The 13647-nt window shown below is 73.3% G+C and carries 11 protein-coding genes; 9 read left to right on the top strand and 2 right to left on the bottom strand.

The genetic code is table 11. The features are described from left to right. Positions 1–7 precede the first annotated feature (7 nt). Entirely contained in the window at positions 8–1045 is a 1038-nt protein-coding gene (locus VM636_RS14300; protein ID WP_199809379.1) for a helix-turn-helix transcriptional regulator, read from the bottom strand. Between the two features lie 291 nt (positions 1046–1336). On the opposite strand from VM636_RS14300, the gene VM636_RS14295 reads away from it, so the two are divergent. The 3 genes from VM636_RS14295 to VM636_RS14285 all read left to right on the top strand — a co-directional run bounded on the left by VM636_RS14295 (position 1337) and on the right by VM636_RS14285 (position 5362). Further along, positions 1337–1672 (top strand): hypothetical protein, encoded by a 336-nt coding sequence (locus VM636_RS14295; protein ID WP_030420220.1) that lies wholly within the window; start codon positions 1337–1339, stop codon positions 1670–1672. Positions 1673–2043: 371 nt separating this feature from the next. Next, positions 2044–4641, top strand: coding sequence for an ATP-dependent chaperone ClpB (clpB, locus tag VM636_RS14290; protein ID WP_030420219.1), 2598 nt, complete (start codon positions 2044–2046; stop codon positions 4639–4641). Positions 4642–4810: 169 nt separating this feature from the next. Continuing rightward, complete coding sequence (locus VM636_RS14285; RefSeq protein ID WP_030420218.1) at positions 4811–5362, top strand: YbjN domain-containing protein; 552 nt, start codon at positions 4811–4813, stop codon at positions 5360–5362. 161 nt (positions 5363–5523) lie between these two features. Here VM636_RS14285 and VM636_RS14280 read toward each other — a convergent pair whose 3' ends face one another. After that, complete coding sequence (locus VM636_RS14280) at positions 5524–6717, bottom strand: pyridoxal phosphate-dependent aminotransferase (RefSeq protein ID WP_338484685.1); 1194 nt, start codon at positions 6715–6717, stop codon at positions 5524–5526. 857 nt (positions 6718–7574) lie between these two features. On the opposite strand from VM636_RS14280, the gene VM636_RS14275 reads away from it, so the two are divergent. From VM636_RS14275 to fbaA, 6 genes are all read left to right on the top strand, one after another. Continuing rightward, on the top strand, positions 7575–8111 hold the full coding sequence (locus tag VM636_RS14275) for a DUF2617 family protein (RefSeq protein ID WP_030420216.1): 537 nt from the start codon (positions 7575–7577) through the stop codon (positions 8109–8111). An 88-nt stretch (positions 8112–8199) separates the two neighbouring features. Then, positions 8200–9882 (top strand): polyamine aminopropyltransferase, encoded by a 1683-nt coding sequence (locus VM636_RS14270; RefSeq protein WP_030420215.1) that lies wholly within the window; start codon positions 8200–8202, stop codon positions 9880–9882. Between the two features lie 90 nt (positions 9883–9972). Further along, positions 9973–10812 (top strand): SRPBCC family protein, encoded by an 840-nt coding sequence (locus VM636_RS14265; protein WP_338484682.1) that lies wholly within the window; start codon positions 9973–9975, stop codon positions 10810–10812. Positions 10813–11057: 245 nt separating this feature from the next. Further along, on the top strand, positions 11058–11852 hold the full coding sequence (locus tag VM636_RS14260) for an aldose epimerase (RefSeq protein WP_030420213.1): 795 nt from the start codon (positions 11058–11060) through the stop codon (positions 11850–11852). Between the two features lie 10 nt (positions 11853–11862). Further along, on the top strand, positions 11863–12411 hold the full coding sequence (gene pyrE, locus VM636_RS14255) for an orotate phosphoribosyltransferase (protein WP_030420212.1): 549 nt from the start codon (positions 11863–11865) through the stop codon (positions 12409–12411). Positions 12412–12558: 147 nt separating this feature from the next. Beyond that, positions 12559–13590 (top strand): class II fructose-bisphosphate aldolase, encoded by a 1032-nt coding sequence (gene fbaA, locus VM636_RS14250; protein ID WP_030420211.1) that lies wholly within the window; start codon positions 12559–12561, stop codon positions 13588–13590. The last annotated feature ends 57 nt before the right edge of the window (positions 13591–13647 follow it).

Below are 13647 nucleotides of genomic sequence, written 5' to 3'. Positions count from 1 at the left end.
GGTGCGGTCACGGGCGCCGTCCTTCGCCGGGGGCCGGCTGGTCCTGTTCGAGGATGCCCGACTGGGCGATGAGGTAGCCGAGCTGGGCGCGGCTGCCGCTGCCGAGCGCGGTGGCCAGCTTGGCGATGTGGGCGCGGCAGGTGCGGACGTTCATGCCGAGGCGGCGGGCGATGGCCTCGTCGACGTGGCCCTCCACGAGGAGCTTGGCGATGGAGTGCTGGATGTCGGTGATGCCGTCGGGGGCCGTCTCGTAGGGGGCGCCGGCGCTGAGCGGGACGGCGCGGCCCCACATGAACTCGAAGACCTTGACGAGATAGCCGACGAGCCCGGGGTGGCGGATCTCCAGGGCGACCTGGCGGTCGTCGCGCACCGGGATGAAGGCGACCGTCTCGTCGCAGATGATGAGGCGTTCGACGAGTTCGTCGATGGTGCGGTACTCGGCCTTGCCGTTGGTGAACCGGTCGACGTACGCGAGCCGTTCGGGGCTGTAGCGGGCCGTGTGCTGGTAGAGGGTGCGGATGCGCACCCCGCGTTCGGTGAGGGTCTTGTCGCGCTCCAGGCCCTCGATGACGCGGCGTTCGGGGTGGCGGGCGCTGGGCTGGACGGTCAGCACCTCGTTGGTGCACTGGTTGGTGGCGAGGTCGAGCGCGGAGTTGATGCGGTCGAGGCCCTCCAGTACGGCGATCGAGTGGGTGGGGGTGGCGCCCTGGGCGCTGAGCGCCATGAACGGTTCGAACACCTCGGCCAGCTCGATCGAGGTGCGCCGGCGCTCGGCGATCTCCTGTTCGATGGGATTGAGCCGCTGGGCGAGGGCCACCGAGGGGGCCACGGGGCGCAGCCAGTCGGCGTCGTCCGGATCGGGGTGCAGGAGCGCGAGTTCCATCAGGCACGGGGCGTGCGCCACGTCCGCGCGGGCGATACGTCCTGTGCGCAGTGCGTTCGCGTAGAGACGCCCTCCCTCCCCGCACAGTTCAGTAATGCTGTGGGGATGTGTCTCGTTGGTCCGATTTATTGTCAAATCTCCACCCCCCAGGGTCCTGAACATGCAGGAACATGATGCACCGATCGTGTGGCCATGACGTGCCTGAATGAGCCATCGTCTTATCCGACGGGGGAAGAGGGGACCTTCAAGTGAGGACGAAGCCGACTATGTCTAAGAGATTGCTTCGCTCGGTGCTTGTCGCCGCCTTCTCCGCCGTTGTGGCCTTCGGAACGCTGAATGGCCTCGCCACTGCGCACAACGACGGGCGAGCGAGCAGTGCCGAGTCAGTGGTGTCCGCCGCGTCCGCCGGCCAGGACGCGCGCGCCATCACGAATGACACCATCTGGTCGTGACATGACTACTCCACCTGACGACCGCTCCTTCCGCCGCGAGATGGCGACGGCCTACCGCTCCGGCTGGCACTTCATCGATCTGGTCACCGCGCTCCCCCAGGCCGGCGACTCGCTGATGGTGACGGTCTTCGGCGAGCCGGTCGTGGTCACGCTGGAGGAGGACGGTGACGTACGGGCGTACCGGTGCCTGCGGCGGCCTCGGGGGGCGCCGCAGCCCGTGCGGTGTGCCATCCGGTACGGAATGATCTTTGTGAACCTGGACCAACGGGACCACCGGCTCGCCGAGCCGGAGGACTCCGACCTGAGGACCATCTCGGCCACCCCCCGCAGCGCCTGACGCGATTCCCCCGTCGTAAAAGATCGCTCAGGCGCTTCCCCCCGCAGCGGCGTCACCGTGACCTGAACACGGTGACGCCGCTGTCGTTTTCCGGGACATGTCATGAACTCGGCCGGTTCCGATCCTGGCCGAAAAAGCACTCGCGCGGCGGCCCGGGGCCGCCCGCCGGCCCGGTGCGCGCGCCACCGGGCGGTACTCCCGCCCCTTCCCGGGCACTCGGGATCCCTCCGCACCACCGGCTCGGCCCGTCGCCGCGCCGGTGGTGCGTGCCGTTTTCTCCTTGAGTGGAATAGACTCAACTTTATACACGCTGAGCATGTCAGCGCTGGGAGACAGGGCGCACCGCCGACCCCGAGGAGGAGAGCCAGACCGTGGACGCCGAGCTGACCAACCGGAGCCGGGACGCGATCAACGCCGCCACCAGCCGCGCCGTGACCGACGGACACCCCGACCTCACCCCCGCCCACCTGCTCCTGGCGCTGCTCCAGGGCCAGGACAACGAGAACATCACCGACCTGCTCGCCGCCGTCGAGGCCGACCTCGCGGCCGTGCGCTCCGGCGCCGAGCGGGTGCTCTCCGCGCTGCCCAGCGTGACCGGCTCCACCGTCGGCCCGCCACAGCCCAGCCGTGAGATGCTCGCCGTGGTCGCCGACGCCCAGGCACGCGCCAAGGAGCTGGGGGACGAGTACCTCTCCACCGAGCACCTGCTCCTCGGCATCGCCGCGAAGGGCGGCGCGGCCGGTGAGGTGCTGGAGGGGCAGGGAGCCGGTGCGCAGAAGCTGCAGGACGCCTTCCGCAAGGCCAGGGGAGGGCGCCGCGTGACCACGGCCGACCCCGAGGGCCAGTACAAGGCGCTGGAGAAGTTCGGCACCGACCTGACCGCCGCCGCCCGCGAGGGCGCGCTGGACCCCGTCATCGGGCGCGACCAGGAGATCCGGCGGGTCGTCCAGGTGCTCTCCCGCCGCACCAAGAACAACCCCGTCCTCATCGGCGAGCCCGGCGTCGGCAAGACCGCCGTCGTCGAGGGACTGGCCCAGCGGATCGTCAAGGGCGACGTGCCCGAGTCGCTGCGCGGCAAGCGGCTCGTCTCGCTCGACCTCGGCGCGATGGTCGCCGGCGCCAAGTACCGCGGCGAGTTCGAGGAACGGCTGAAGACCGTCCTCGCGGAGATCAAGGACTCCGAGGGGCAGATCGTCACCTTCATCGACGAACTGCACACCGTCGTCGGCGCCGGCGCGGGCGGCGACTCCGCCATGGACGCCGGCAACATGCTCAAGCCCATGCTCGCCCGCGGCGAACTGCGCATGGTCGGCGCGACCACCCTGGACGAGTACCGCGAGCGCATCGAGAAGGACCCGGCGCTGGAGCGGCGCTTCCAGCAGGTGCTGGTGGCCGAGCCGACCGTCGAGGACTCCATCGCCATCCTGCGCGGGCTCAAGGGCCGCTACGAGGCCCACCACAAGGTCCAGATCGCCGACAGCGCGCTGGTGGCCGCCGCGGCGCTCTCCGACCGCTACATCACCTCCCGCTTCCTGCCCGACAAGGCGATCGACCTCGTCGACGAGGCCGCCTCGCGGCTGCGCATGGAGATCGACTCCTCACCCGTGGAGATCGACGAACTCCAGCGCTCCGTCGACCGGTTGAAGATGGAGGAACTGGCGCTCGGCAAGGAGACCGACGAGGCGTCCCGCGAGCGGCTGGACCGGCTGCGCCGCGACCTCGCCGACAAGGAGGAGGACCTGCGCCACCTCACCGCCCGCTGGGAGAAGGAGAAGGAGTCCCTCAACCGGGTCGGCGCCCTCAAGGAACGCCTGGACGAACTGCGCGGTCAGGCCGAACGGGCCCAGCGTGACGGCGACTTCGACACCGCCTCCAAGCTGCTCTACGGCGAGATCCCCACCCTGGAACGGGACTTGGAGGCCGCCTCCGAGGCCGAGGAGGAGGCCGCCCGGGACACCATGGTCAAGGAGGAGGTCGGCGCCGACGACATCGCCGACGTCGTCGCCTCCTGGACCGGCATCCCCGCCGGCCGGCTGCTGGAGGGCGAGACGCAGAAGCTGCTGCGGATGGAGGAGGAACTCGGCCGGCGCCTGATCGGCCAGACCGAGGCCGTCCGGGCCGTCTCCGACGCCGTACGGCGCTCCCGGGCCGGCATCTCCGACCCCGACCGCCCCACCGGCTCCTTCCTCTTCCTCGGCCCGACCGGCGTCGGCAAGACCGAGCTGGCCAAGGCGCTCGCCGCGTTCCTCTTCGACGACGAGCGGGCGATGGTCCGCATCGACATGTCCGAGTACGGCGAGAAGCACAGCGTGGCCCGGCTGGTCGGCGCCCCGCCCGGCTACGTCGGCTACGAGGAGGGCGGCCAGCTCACCGAGGCGGTGCGGCGGCGCCCGTACACCGTGGTCCTGCTGGACGAGGTGGAGAAGGCCCACCCCGAGGTCTTCGACCTGCTGCTCCAGGTGCTGGACGACGGCCGGCTCACCGACGGGCAGGGCCGCACCGTCGACTTCCGCAACACCATCCTCGTGCTCACCTCCAACCTCGGCAGCCAGTACCTGGTCGACCCGCTGACCGGCGAGGCGGAGAAGAAGGAACAGGTCCTGGAGGTGGTGCGGGCCTCCTTCAAGCCGGAGTTCCTGAACCGGCTCGACGACCTCGTGGTCTTCTCGGCGCTCTCCAAGGACGAGCTGGGCCGGATCGCCCGGCTCCAGATCGACGCCCTCGCCCGGCGGCTCGCCGAACGGCGGCTCAGCCTGGAGGTCACCGACGAGGCCCTGGAGTGGCTGGCCGACGAGGGCAACGATCCGGCCTACGGCGCCCGCCCGCTGCGCCGGCTGGTGCAGACCGCCATCGGCGACCGGCTCGCCCGGGAGATCCTCTCCGGCGAGATCAGGGACGGCGACACGGTCCGCGTGGACCGCTTCGGCGACGAGCTGATCGTCGGCCCGGCGGGCGCGAAGACCCCGTAGGCGCTCCTCGCGGGACACGGCGCCCCGCCCGTGCGGCGGCGGGCGGGGCGCCGGCCGCCGCGGACCGGCCGGATCGCGTCAGACGGCGCAAGCCCGCCGCCCGGCGGGCTTGCCACCCCCCTCCCCGCATGAGGGAGGATGGCCAGATCCGTACGAAGGGAAATACTCGGTGAGCATCGACCCGTCCTCGATTCCGAATTTCGGGGGCCAGCCCGACCCGCAGCCCCAAGGACCGGCGGGCCCCGTCGTCCCGGATCAGGATCTCGTGAAGCAGCTCCTGGAACAGATGGAGCTGAAGTACGTCGTCGACGACGAGGGCGACCTCGCGGCGCCGTGGGAGCAGTTCCGCACGTACTTCATGTTCCGCGGCGAGGGTGACCAGCAGGTCTTCTCGGTGCGGACGTTCTACGACCGCCCCCACCAGATCGACGAGAAGCCGCAGCTTCTGGAGTCCGTCGACGACTGGAACCGCCGCACCCTGTGGCCGAAGGTCTACACGCACACCCACGACGACGGCACCGTCCGCCTCATCGGCGAGGCGCAGATGCTGATCGGCATGGGCGTCAGCCTGGAGCACTTCGTCTCCTCCACGGTGAGCTGGGTCCGCGCCGCCATCGAGTTCGACCGGTGGCTCGTGGAGCAGCTCGGCCTGGAGCAGGACGCCGGCGAGGCCGACGGGGCCGGCCAGGCGGACAAGCCGGCGGAGCAGGACGGCGAGTAGTCCGCCACCCGGAACAGGAGCCCGGTGCCGGGGCACGGGCCGCCGCGCGCGGCCCCGTACCGCCGCCGGGCTCACCCCTGTACCCGGCACCGCCACCGGGCTCACCCCCTTCCCGGCCCCCACGCCGCCGCCGGGTTCTCGTCGGTCCGGCCCCGCCGCTCTCAGCCCGCGGAGAGCGCCGTGAGCCGCCGCACGGCCTCCCCCAGCACCTCGGTCCGCTTGCAGAAGGCGAAGCGGACGAAGGGGGCGCCCGCCTTCCGGTCGTCGTAGAAGACCGCGTTCGGGATGGCGACCACCCCGGCCCGCTCGGGCAGGCTCCGGCAGAAGGCGAAGCCGTCGGTCTCGCCGAGGGGGCGGATGTCGGTGGTGACGAAGTAGGTGCCGGCCGGGCGGTAGACGCCGAAGCCGGCCTCCTGGAGTCCCGTCGCCAGCAGGTCCCGCCTGGCGCGCATGTCCTCGCGGAACCCGTCGAAGTAGGCGTCGGGCAGCGCGAGGGCCACCGCGACCGCGTACTGGAACGGGCCCGAGGCCACGAAGGTCAGGTACTGCTTGGCCGAGCGGACCGCCACGACCAGCGCGGGCGGCGCCGTGACCCAGCCGACCTTCCAGCCGGTGAACGACAGGGTCTTGCCGGCCGAGCCGATGGTCACCGTGCGCTCGCGCATCCCGGGGAAGGAGGCGAGCGGGAGGTGTTCGGCGCCGTCGAAGACCAGGTGTTCGTAGACCTCGTCGGTGACGACCAGCAGGTCCCGCTCCACGGCCAGTTCCGCGACGGCCGTCAGCTCCTCGCGGGTCAGCACGGTGCCGGTCGGGTTGTGCGGGGTGTTGATCAGCAGCAGGCGGGTGCGGTCGGTGACCGCGTCGCGCAGCTCGTCCAGGTCGAGCCGGAAGGCGCCCTCGTGCGGGCGCAGCGTCACCGGCACGCGCGTGCCGCCCGCCATGGCGACACAGGCCGCGTAGGAGTCGTAGTACGGCTCCAGGGCCACCACCTCGTCGCCCGGTTCCAGAAGCGCCAGCATGGTGGCGGCGATGGCCTCGGTGGCGCCGGCGGTGACCAGGACCTCGGTGTCGGGGTCGAAGGAGAGGCCGTAGAAGCGCTGTTGGTGTTCGGAGACCGCGGCGCGCAGTTCGGGCACGCCGGGGCCCGGCGGGTACTGGTTGCCGCGTCCGTCGCGCAGCGCCCGCACGGCCGCCTCCCGGACCTCCTCGGGGCCGTCCGTGTCCGGGAAGCCCTGGCCGAGGTTGATCGCCCCGGTCGAGGCGGCCAGGGCGGACATCTCGGCGAAGACCGTGGTCCCGAACTCGGCGAGCCGGCGGTTGAGGTACGGGCGGGCGCTGGAGGTCATGACGGCCATCCTGCGCCCAAGCTCTGGACTTCCTCAACTCCGCTTTGACGGGGCGCGGGCGGGGGCATGTCCCGGGCACGCACCGAGCGAGGCACCCACGGGGGGCGCTTCGGGACCCTCCGGGCTCCGGCCGAGGGGGGAATCGGAAGGAGGGTGCGCCATGGTCGTCGTCATCGTCCTGCTCGCCGTCGCCGCACTGGCCGGCTGGGGAGTGCTGTCCGGCCGGCGCCGTCCGGTCCGCGGGCCGGTCCGCCGTCCGGTCCGCGGGTCGGCCCGCGGCCGTCGGGCCGGGTCCTCGGGGGACACCGGGGGTGCCGGGGACAGCGGGGGACACAGTTGGTGGGCCGGCGGGGACGGCGGGGGTTCGTCCGGCGGCCACCACTCGGGCCACTCCTGCTCCGGCGGCTCGTCCTGCTCGGGCGGGTCGTCCTGCGGGGGAGGAGGCGGCGGCGGATGCGGTGGAGGCAGCTGACACGGGGCAGCTGAGCTCCGGCCAGGGGGAACCGCATCCTCCGCACCGGGACCGTACCGGGGAACCGGGCGGGCCCGGGGGGAGCGCCCGTCGGCACCGTGCCGGCGGGCGTTTTCGCGCACCGGCGCGCGGCCGGCCGTGTGCGGGCCCTGCGTGCCGTGTTGTTGAACAGGTGAACTGTAGGGCCCTCTGAGGGATGGAAACACCACGAAGTTGGGTAAAAACGCTGTGGTGGCGGCCCAGTTCGTGATTCGCTCTCTTCACCGACGCAGCCCCTCGGCCACCTCTCGTCTTCCCTTCCGGCCGGCCGACTGGGCTGACCGGGCCGCCTTCCCGGCACCGACCGGGGGCAGGCCCGCACCCTCCTCACCATGTGCGCTTGCGGAGCCGATCCATGCTCACGACCCTGAACACCGCCTACACCGACACGCGCGCCGCCGACCTGGCCTGGGCCCTGGGGCGCGAACCGCTGCCGGCGCTGGCCGCCCTCGACCTCGAACTCGCCGGAGCCAGATTGCAGTTGCGGCTCCTGGGCGCCTCCCACCAAGTCCTGCTGGAGGAGGAGCGCGGCGTCTGTTCGGAGACGGTGGCGTGCATCCCGGGCAGCAGCACCCCCCTCCCGCTCGGCGTGGCCAAGCGGGTGGGCGACTGGGAGTACGAGTTCGCCGCCCGGGTGGAGGTGATGACGCCGGGCTCCTTCGCCGGCCGGGCCCAGGAGTTGCTGGCGCTGGTCGCCGACCACCCGCACGGGCTGGCCGGCGTCTTCCCGGGCAGCCCGCACGCCTTCACGGCGCTGATGGCCCGCCGTCACGAGGGGCAGGTGCACTGGCGGACCTGGCACGCCTATCCGCAGGACGGCCAGCTGGTGGCGACCCGGACCCGGGTGGGCGTCCGGGTGCCGTCGCCGCAGCTCAGCGCGTCCGGAGTGTGAGCCGCGTAAACCTCTGGGGCTCACCTGTCCGGTAGTTTCACACGTGTGGGTGACGGTGCGCGACCGAAGCGTGACGTAACGTCACTGCGTGATCGAACCGCAAGCGCCCGCCCCTCCCGGCTCCCCGCCGTCCTGGGGCCGCCCAGGCGGTCCCCCCGGCCCGGAACCCGCCCCGGCACCCGGCCCGGTCGCCCGCGCACCGGCGGCCGGGCTGCCGGTCCGGCCGGGCACCGGGCGGTTCCTCGTCCTGGCGGGCGTCTTCGTCTGCGCGGCCTGCGGGCTCGTCTACGAACTCGAACTCGTCGCCCTCGCCTCCTACTTGATCGGCGACTCGGTCACCCAGGCGTCCGTCGTGCTCTCCGTGATGGTCTTCGCCATGGGCATCGGGTCCCTCGCCGCCAAACGGCTGCGCCGGTTCGCCGCCGCCGGTTTCGGCGCCGTCGAGGCGGTCCTCGCCCTCGTCGGCGGCTCCAGTGCCATGGCCCTGTACGCCGTCTTCGCCTGGACCGGCGGCTGGGACGGGCTGTGGGCCGAGGGGCCGCACGTCCTGCTGGTCGCCTTCTCGCTCACCATCGGCCTGCTGATCGGCGCCGAGGTGCCGCTGCTGATGGAGCTGATCCAGCGCATCCGGCGGCAGGACGCGGGCGGCGCCGTCGCCGACCTGTTCGCCGCGGACTACGTCGGCGCGCTCGTCGGCGGCCTCGCCTTCCCCTTCGTCCTGCTGCCCTTCCTCGGCCAGTTGACCGGCGCGCTGGTCACCGGCACGGTCAACGCGGTGGTCGGGGCCGCGCTGGTGCTCGGCCTCTTCCGCGGCGACCTCACCCGGCGGGCCCGCTGGCTGCTGGTGACCGTCAACGTCGTGGTGCTCGCCGTGCTCGCCGCCGCCACCGTCCTCGCCGACGACTTCGAACGCGCCGCCCGCCACGCCGTCTACGGCCAGGACGTCCGCGTGGCCGTGCGCACGGACGTGCAGGAGGTGGTCCTCGCCGGGGGCACCGGCGGCCGGCCGTTACGGCTCTTCCTGGACGGGCGGCTGCGGGTCGACGGCGCCGACGAGCGCCGCTACCACGAGGCGCTGGTCTTCCCCGCCATGACCGGCCCGCACGCGCGCGTGCTCATCCTCGGCGGCGGCGACGGGCTCGCCGCGCGGGAGGTGCTGCGCCACCCGGACGTGCGCCGGGTCGACGTGCTCGAACTCGACCCCGACCTCGTCCGCCTGGCCCGGCGTGACCCGGGACTGTCGGCGCTCAACGAGCACGCCTACGGCGACCCGCGCGTCCACGTCACCGCCGCGGACGCCTTCCGCCGGCTGCGCGGCGGCCCCGCGGCTCCGTACGACGTGGTGATCTCGGACCTGCCGGACCCGGGGCTCACGGCCAGTACGAAGCTGTACTCGCAGGAGTTCTACGCCCTGGTCCGCCGGGTGCTCGCCCCCCAGGGGAGGCTGGTGGTGCACGGCGGCCCCCTCGCCTCGCAGCCGGTGACCTTCTGGACGGTGGACTCGACGCTGCGCGCGGCGGGCCTGCGCACCACCCCCTACCGGGTCGGCGGCCGGGCCCCCGGCGGCGACCGGCCCCATGGTACGGCGGCGGCCCCCGGCGACTGGGGCTTCGTGCTGGCCGCCCGCTCCTCGCCCGACCTGCGCGTGGACCGCGCCGGTCCGCGCCCGCGCACCCTCACCCCCGCCGCGCTCGCCGAGGCGGCCCGGTCCGCGGGGCCCGCCCGCGACCCCGGGCCGCCGCCCTCGACGCTGGTCCACCCCCGGTACTGAGCGGGCGCGGGGGCCCGGACGTCCCCGGGGAGGGGCGACTTCCCCGCGGTGAGGGGTGGGGCGGGGGCGGGGTGGGTAGGGTGCGGAGACATGGAGCATGAGGTGTTCGTACCGGTGGCGGCCGAGCGGCTCAGGGACGTGCTGGCCGACCCGGCCCGGGTCGCGCGGGCGGTTCCCGGGCTCCAGCAGGACGCCGGCGCCGAGCCCGGCACGGGCCGGCTGAAGCTGCGCGTCGGCGGCCACTCCATCACCTACCGCGGCACCCTCGGTGTGACCGCCCGCGCCGACGGCGGCTACGACGTCGAGGGCGAGGCCGGCGAGGCGCGCGGCAGCGGCACCGTCTCCCTCGCGCTGACGCTGCGGCTGCGGGACGCCGAGGGCGGCTGCGTCCTCGTCTTCGACGGGACCGCCGTCGCCGACGGCCGGGTCACGGAACTGCCCGGGGACGCGGTGGCCGCCGCGGCGGCCCGGCTGCTGACCCGGTTCGCGGAGAACGCGGGCGCCGCCGCGGCCCAGGACCGGCCCGCCTCGGTCTTCGACACCGAGGTCCCGCCGTCCTCCCTCGACCCGGACGCCGACGAGGACGTGGGCCCCGGCGCCGACGGCCGCGAGGGCGAGTCCGGGCACGACGGGTTCCCCGAGATCCCCGACACCCCCGACGTACCGGAGCTGACCGAGACCCCCGACACCGCGGACCTCACGGAGCCGCCCGGCACCGAGCCGCCCGCCGAGGCGGCCCACGCCCGGCGGACGATGATCGGCCGCAGCGCCGAGGAGGTCGACCACGCCCCGCCGCGCGGCCGGTACGCGCCGGTCCCGGCCCCGGAGGCCGCCGCGACCACCACCCCGCTGCGCTGGGCCGCTCCCGCCGCCGCCCTGGTCGTCGCCTCGGCGATCGTCGTGGGCCGCGCCCTGCGCCGCCGCCGCTGACACGACCGGGGCCGGCCCTGCCTGTCCGGCCGGCGGCCGGACCGTCTGGCCGGGGACCGGCCTGTCCGACCGCGTCCGGTCCCGTCTGGCCGGGGGCCTGCCGGGGTACGGCCGCCGCGGGGACGGGCCCCCGCCGGGCCCCGCCGGCGGGGACACGGGCTTCGGGCCGGGCCCGCCGAAACCGCGCCGGGGCCCCGTCGGCGGAGTGCGGGCGCCGGGGCCGATCACCCCAGTAGGGTCGGGGCGTGAGTGACACACCCATCACGCTGACCGCGGGCGACGCGGAGGCGACCGTACTGCCGGGCGACGGCGGCCGGATCGGCGGGCTCCGCGTCGGCGGCACCGAACTGCTCCGCCAGGGCGACCGCTACGGCAGCTTCCCGATGGTCCCGTGGTGCGGACGCATCCGGGACGGCCGCTTCCGCGACGGCGCCGACGTCCACCAGATGCCGCTGAACTCCCCGCCGCACGCCATCCACGGCACCGCCCGCGACGGGGTCTGGCGCACCGCCCGCGCCGACGCCGGCGAGGCCGTGCTCACCCACGACCTCACCGCTCCCTGGCCCTACCCCGGCCGGGTCACGCAGGTGATCTCGCTCGCGCCGGACGCGCTGACGCTGACCCTCTCCGTGGAGACGTACGAGTCCTCCTTCCCGGCGCAGGCCGGCTGGCACCCGTGGTTCGACCGCACCCTCGGCGGCACCTCCGAGGGTGTGCGGATCGCCTTCGAACCGGCCTGGCAGGAGGAGCGCGGCGCCGACCACCTGCCCACCGGCCGCCGGATCGACCCGCTCCCCGGCCCCTGGGACGACTGCTTCGGCATGCCCGACGGCGTCGACGTCACCCTGACCTGGCCCGAACGGCTGGAGCTGCGGGTGACCAGCCGCGAGCCGTGGGTCGTCGTCTACGACGAGCAGGACGCCGCCGTCTGCGTCGAACCGCAGACCGGCCCGCCCGACGGGCTGAACACCCGGCCGCGCCTGGTCACCCCGCTGGAGCCGCTGGAGGCCCATACGACCTGGAGCTGGCGCCGGCTCTAAGCTGGCCGGCATGAGTGAGGTACGCGGCGCGCTGCTGCAGCAGATCAAGGACAAGGCCGTCGTGCACGGCAAGGTGACCCTCTCCTCGGGTCTGGAAGCCGACTACTACGTCGATCTGCGGCGCGTCACCCTCGACGGCGAGGCCGCCCCGCTGGTGGGCCAGGTGCTGCTGGACCTGACCGAGGGGCTGGAGTTCGACGCCGTGGGCGGGCTGACCATGGGCGCCGACCCGGTCGCCGCCGCGATGCTGCACGCCGCCGCCGCGCGGGGCCGCCGCCTCGACGCCTTCGTCGTCCGCAAGGCCGCCAAGGCCCACGGGCTCCAGCGGCGCGTCGAGGGCCCGGACATCCGGGGCCGCCGGGTGCTCGTCGTCGAGGACACCTCCACCACCGGCGGCTCCCCGCTCACCGCGGTCGAGGCCGTCCGCGAGGCCGGTGCCGAGGTCGTCGCCGTCGCCACCATCGTCGACCGGGCCACCGGCGCCGACGAGAAGATCCGGGCGGGGGCCGGGGTGCCGTACCTCCACGCGTACGGCAAGGACGAGCTGGGACTGGACTGAGGTCCCTCCGGGTCCACTCGGAGTATCCCGCTTCGTCTGGAAAGATGGGGCCCGACGATGACGTCGCACCCAAGGTTCAGGTCAGGGCCGTAAGACGTACACGACACCATCCGTACGTGCCCACCCGCGCACACAAGGAGCGGACAGATGCCCATCGCAACTCCCGAGGTCTACAACGAGATGCTGGACCGGGCGAAGGCAGGACAGTTCGCCTACCCGGCCATCAACGTGACCTCCTCCCAGACGCTGCACGCGGCCCTGCGCGGTTTCGCGGAGGCGGAGAGCGACGGAATCGTCCAGATCTCCACCGGCGGTGCCGAGTTCCTGGGCGGCCAGCACAGCAAGGACATGGTGACCGGCGCGGTCGCCCTCGCCGAGTTCGCGCACATCGTCGCCGCGAAGTACGACGTCACCATCGCCCTGCACACCGACCACTGCCCGAAGGACAAGCTGGACGGCTACGTGCGTCCGCTGCTCGCCGTCTCCGAGGAGCGCGTCAAGGCCGGCCGGGACCCGCTGTTCCAGTCCCACATGTGGGACGGCTCGGCCGAGACCCTCTCGGACAACCTCACCCTCGCCCAGGAACTGCTGGAGCGCGCCCGCGCCGCCCGCATCGTCCTGGAGGTCGAGATCACCCCGACCGGCGGCGAGGAGGACGGCGTCTCCCACGAGATCAACGACTCCCTCTACACCACGGTCGAGGACGCGATCCGCACCGCCGAGGCGCTCGGCCTCGGCGAGAAGGGCCGCTACCTGCTCGCCGCCTCCTTCGGCAACGTGCACGGCGTGTACAAGCCGGGCAACGTGGTGCTCCGCCCCGAGCTGCTCAAGGAGCTGAACGAGGGCGTCGCCGCGAAGTACGGGCAGCCGGCCGGCAGCAAGCCGTTCGACTTCGTCTTCCACGGCGGCTCCGGCTCCAGCGAGCAGGAGATCGCCACCGCGCTGGACAACGGCGTGGTGAAGATGAACATCGACACGGACACGCAGTACGCCTTCACCCGTCCGGTCGCCGCCCACATGTTCCAGAACTACGACGGCGTCCTGAAGGTCGACGGCGAGGTCGGCGACAAGAAGACCTACGACCCGCGGACCTGGGGCAAGCTGGCCGAGGCGTCGATGGCCGCGCGGGTCGTCGAGGCCTGCGGCCACCTGCGTTCCGCCGGTACGCGGATCAAGTAGCACCCGGCCGTCACCCGGCCGACCCACGAGCCCGGCGCCCCGCGCGCCGGGCTCGCT

Origin of the sequence: Streptomyces sp. SCSIO 75703, assembly GCF_036607905.1 — a bacterium.
GTDB lineage: Bacteria > Actinomycetota > Actinomycetes > Streptomycetales > Streptomycetaceae > Streptomyces.
This window is presented reverse-complemented; position numbering and strand designations above follow the sequence as displayed.

Bases quoted from the DNA above. Each gene is read 5' to 3' on its own strand.
- VM636_RS14300 (WP_199809379.1), bottom strand. From the start codon at position 1,045: ATGTTCAGGACCCTGGGGGGTGGAGATTTGACAATAAATCGGACCAAC.
- VM636_RS14295 (WP_030420220.1), top strand. From the start codon at position 1,337: ATGACTACTCCACCTGACGACCGCTCCTTCCGCCGCGAGATGGCGACG.
- VM636_RS14280 (WP_338484685.1), bottom strand. From the start codon at position 6,717: ATGGCCGTCATGACCTCCAGCGCCCGCCCGTACCTCAACCGCCGGCTC.
- VM636_RS14275 (WP_030420216.1), top strand. From the start codon at position 7,575: ATGCTCACGACCCTGAACACCGCCTACACCGACACGCGCGCCGCCGAC.
- VM636_RS14265 (WP_338484682.1), top strand. From the start codon at position 9,973: ATGGAGCATGAGGTGTTCGTACCGGTGGCGGCCGAGCGGCTCAGGGAC.
- pyrE (WP_030420212.1), top strand. From the start codon at position 11,863: ATGAGTGAGGTACGCGGCGCGCTGCTGCAGCAGATCAAGGACAAGGCC.
- fbaA (WP_030420211.1), top strand. From the start codon at position 12,559: ATGCCCATCGCAACTCCCGAGGTCTACAACGAGATGCTGGACCGGGCG.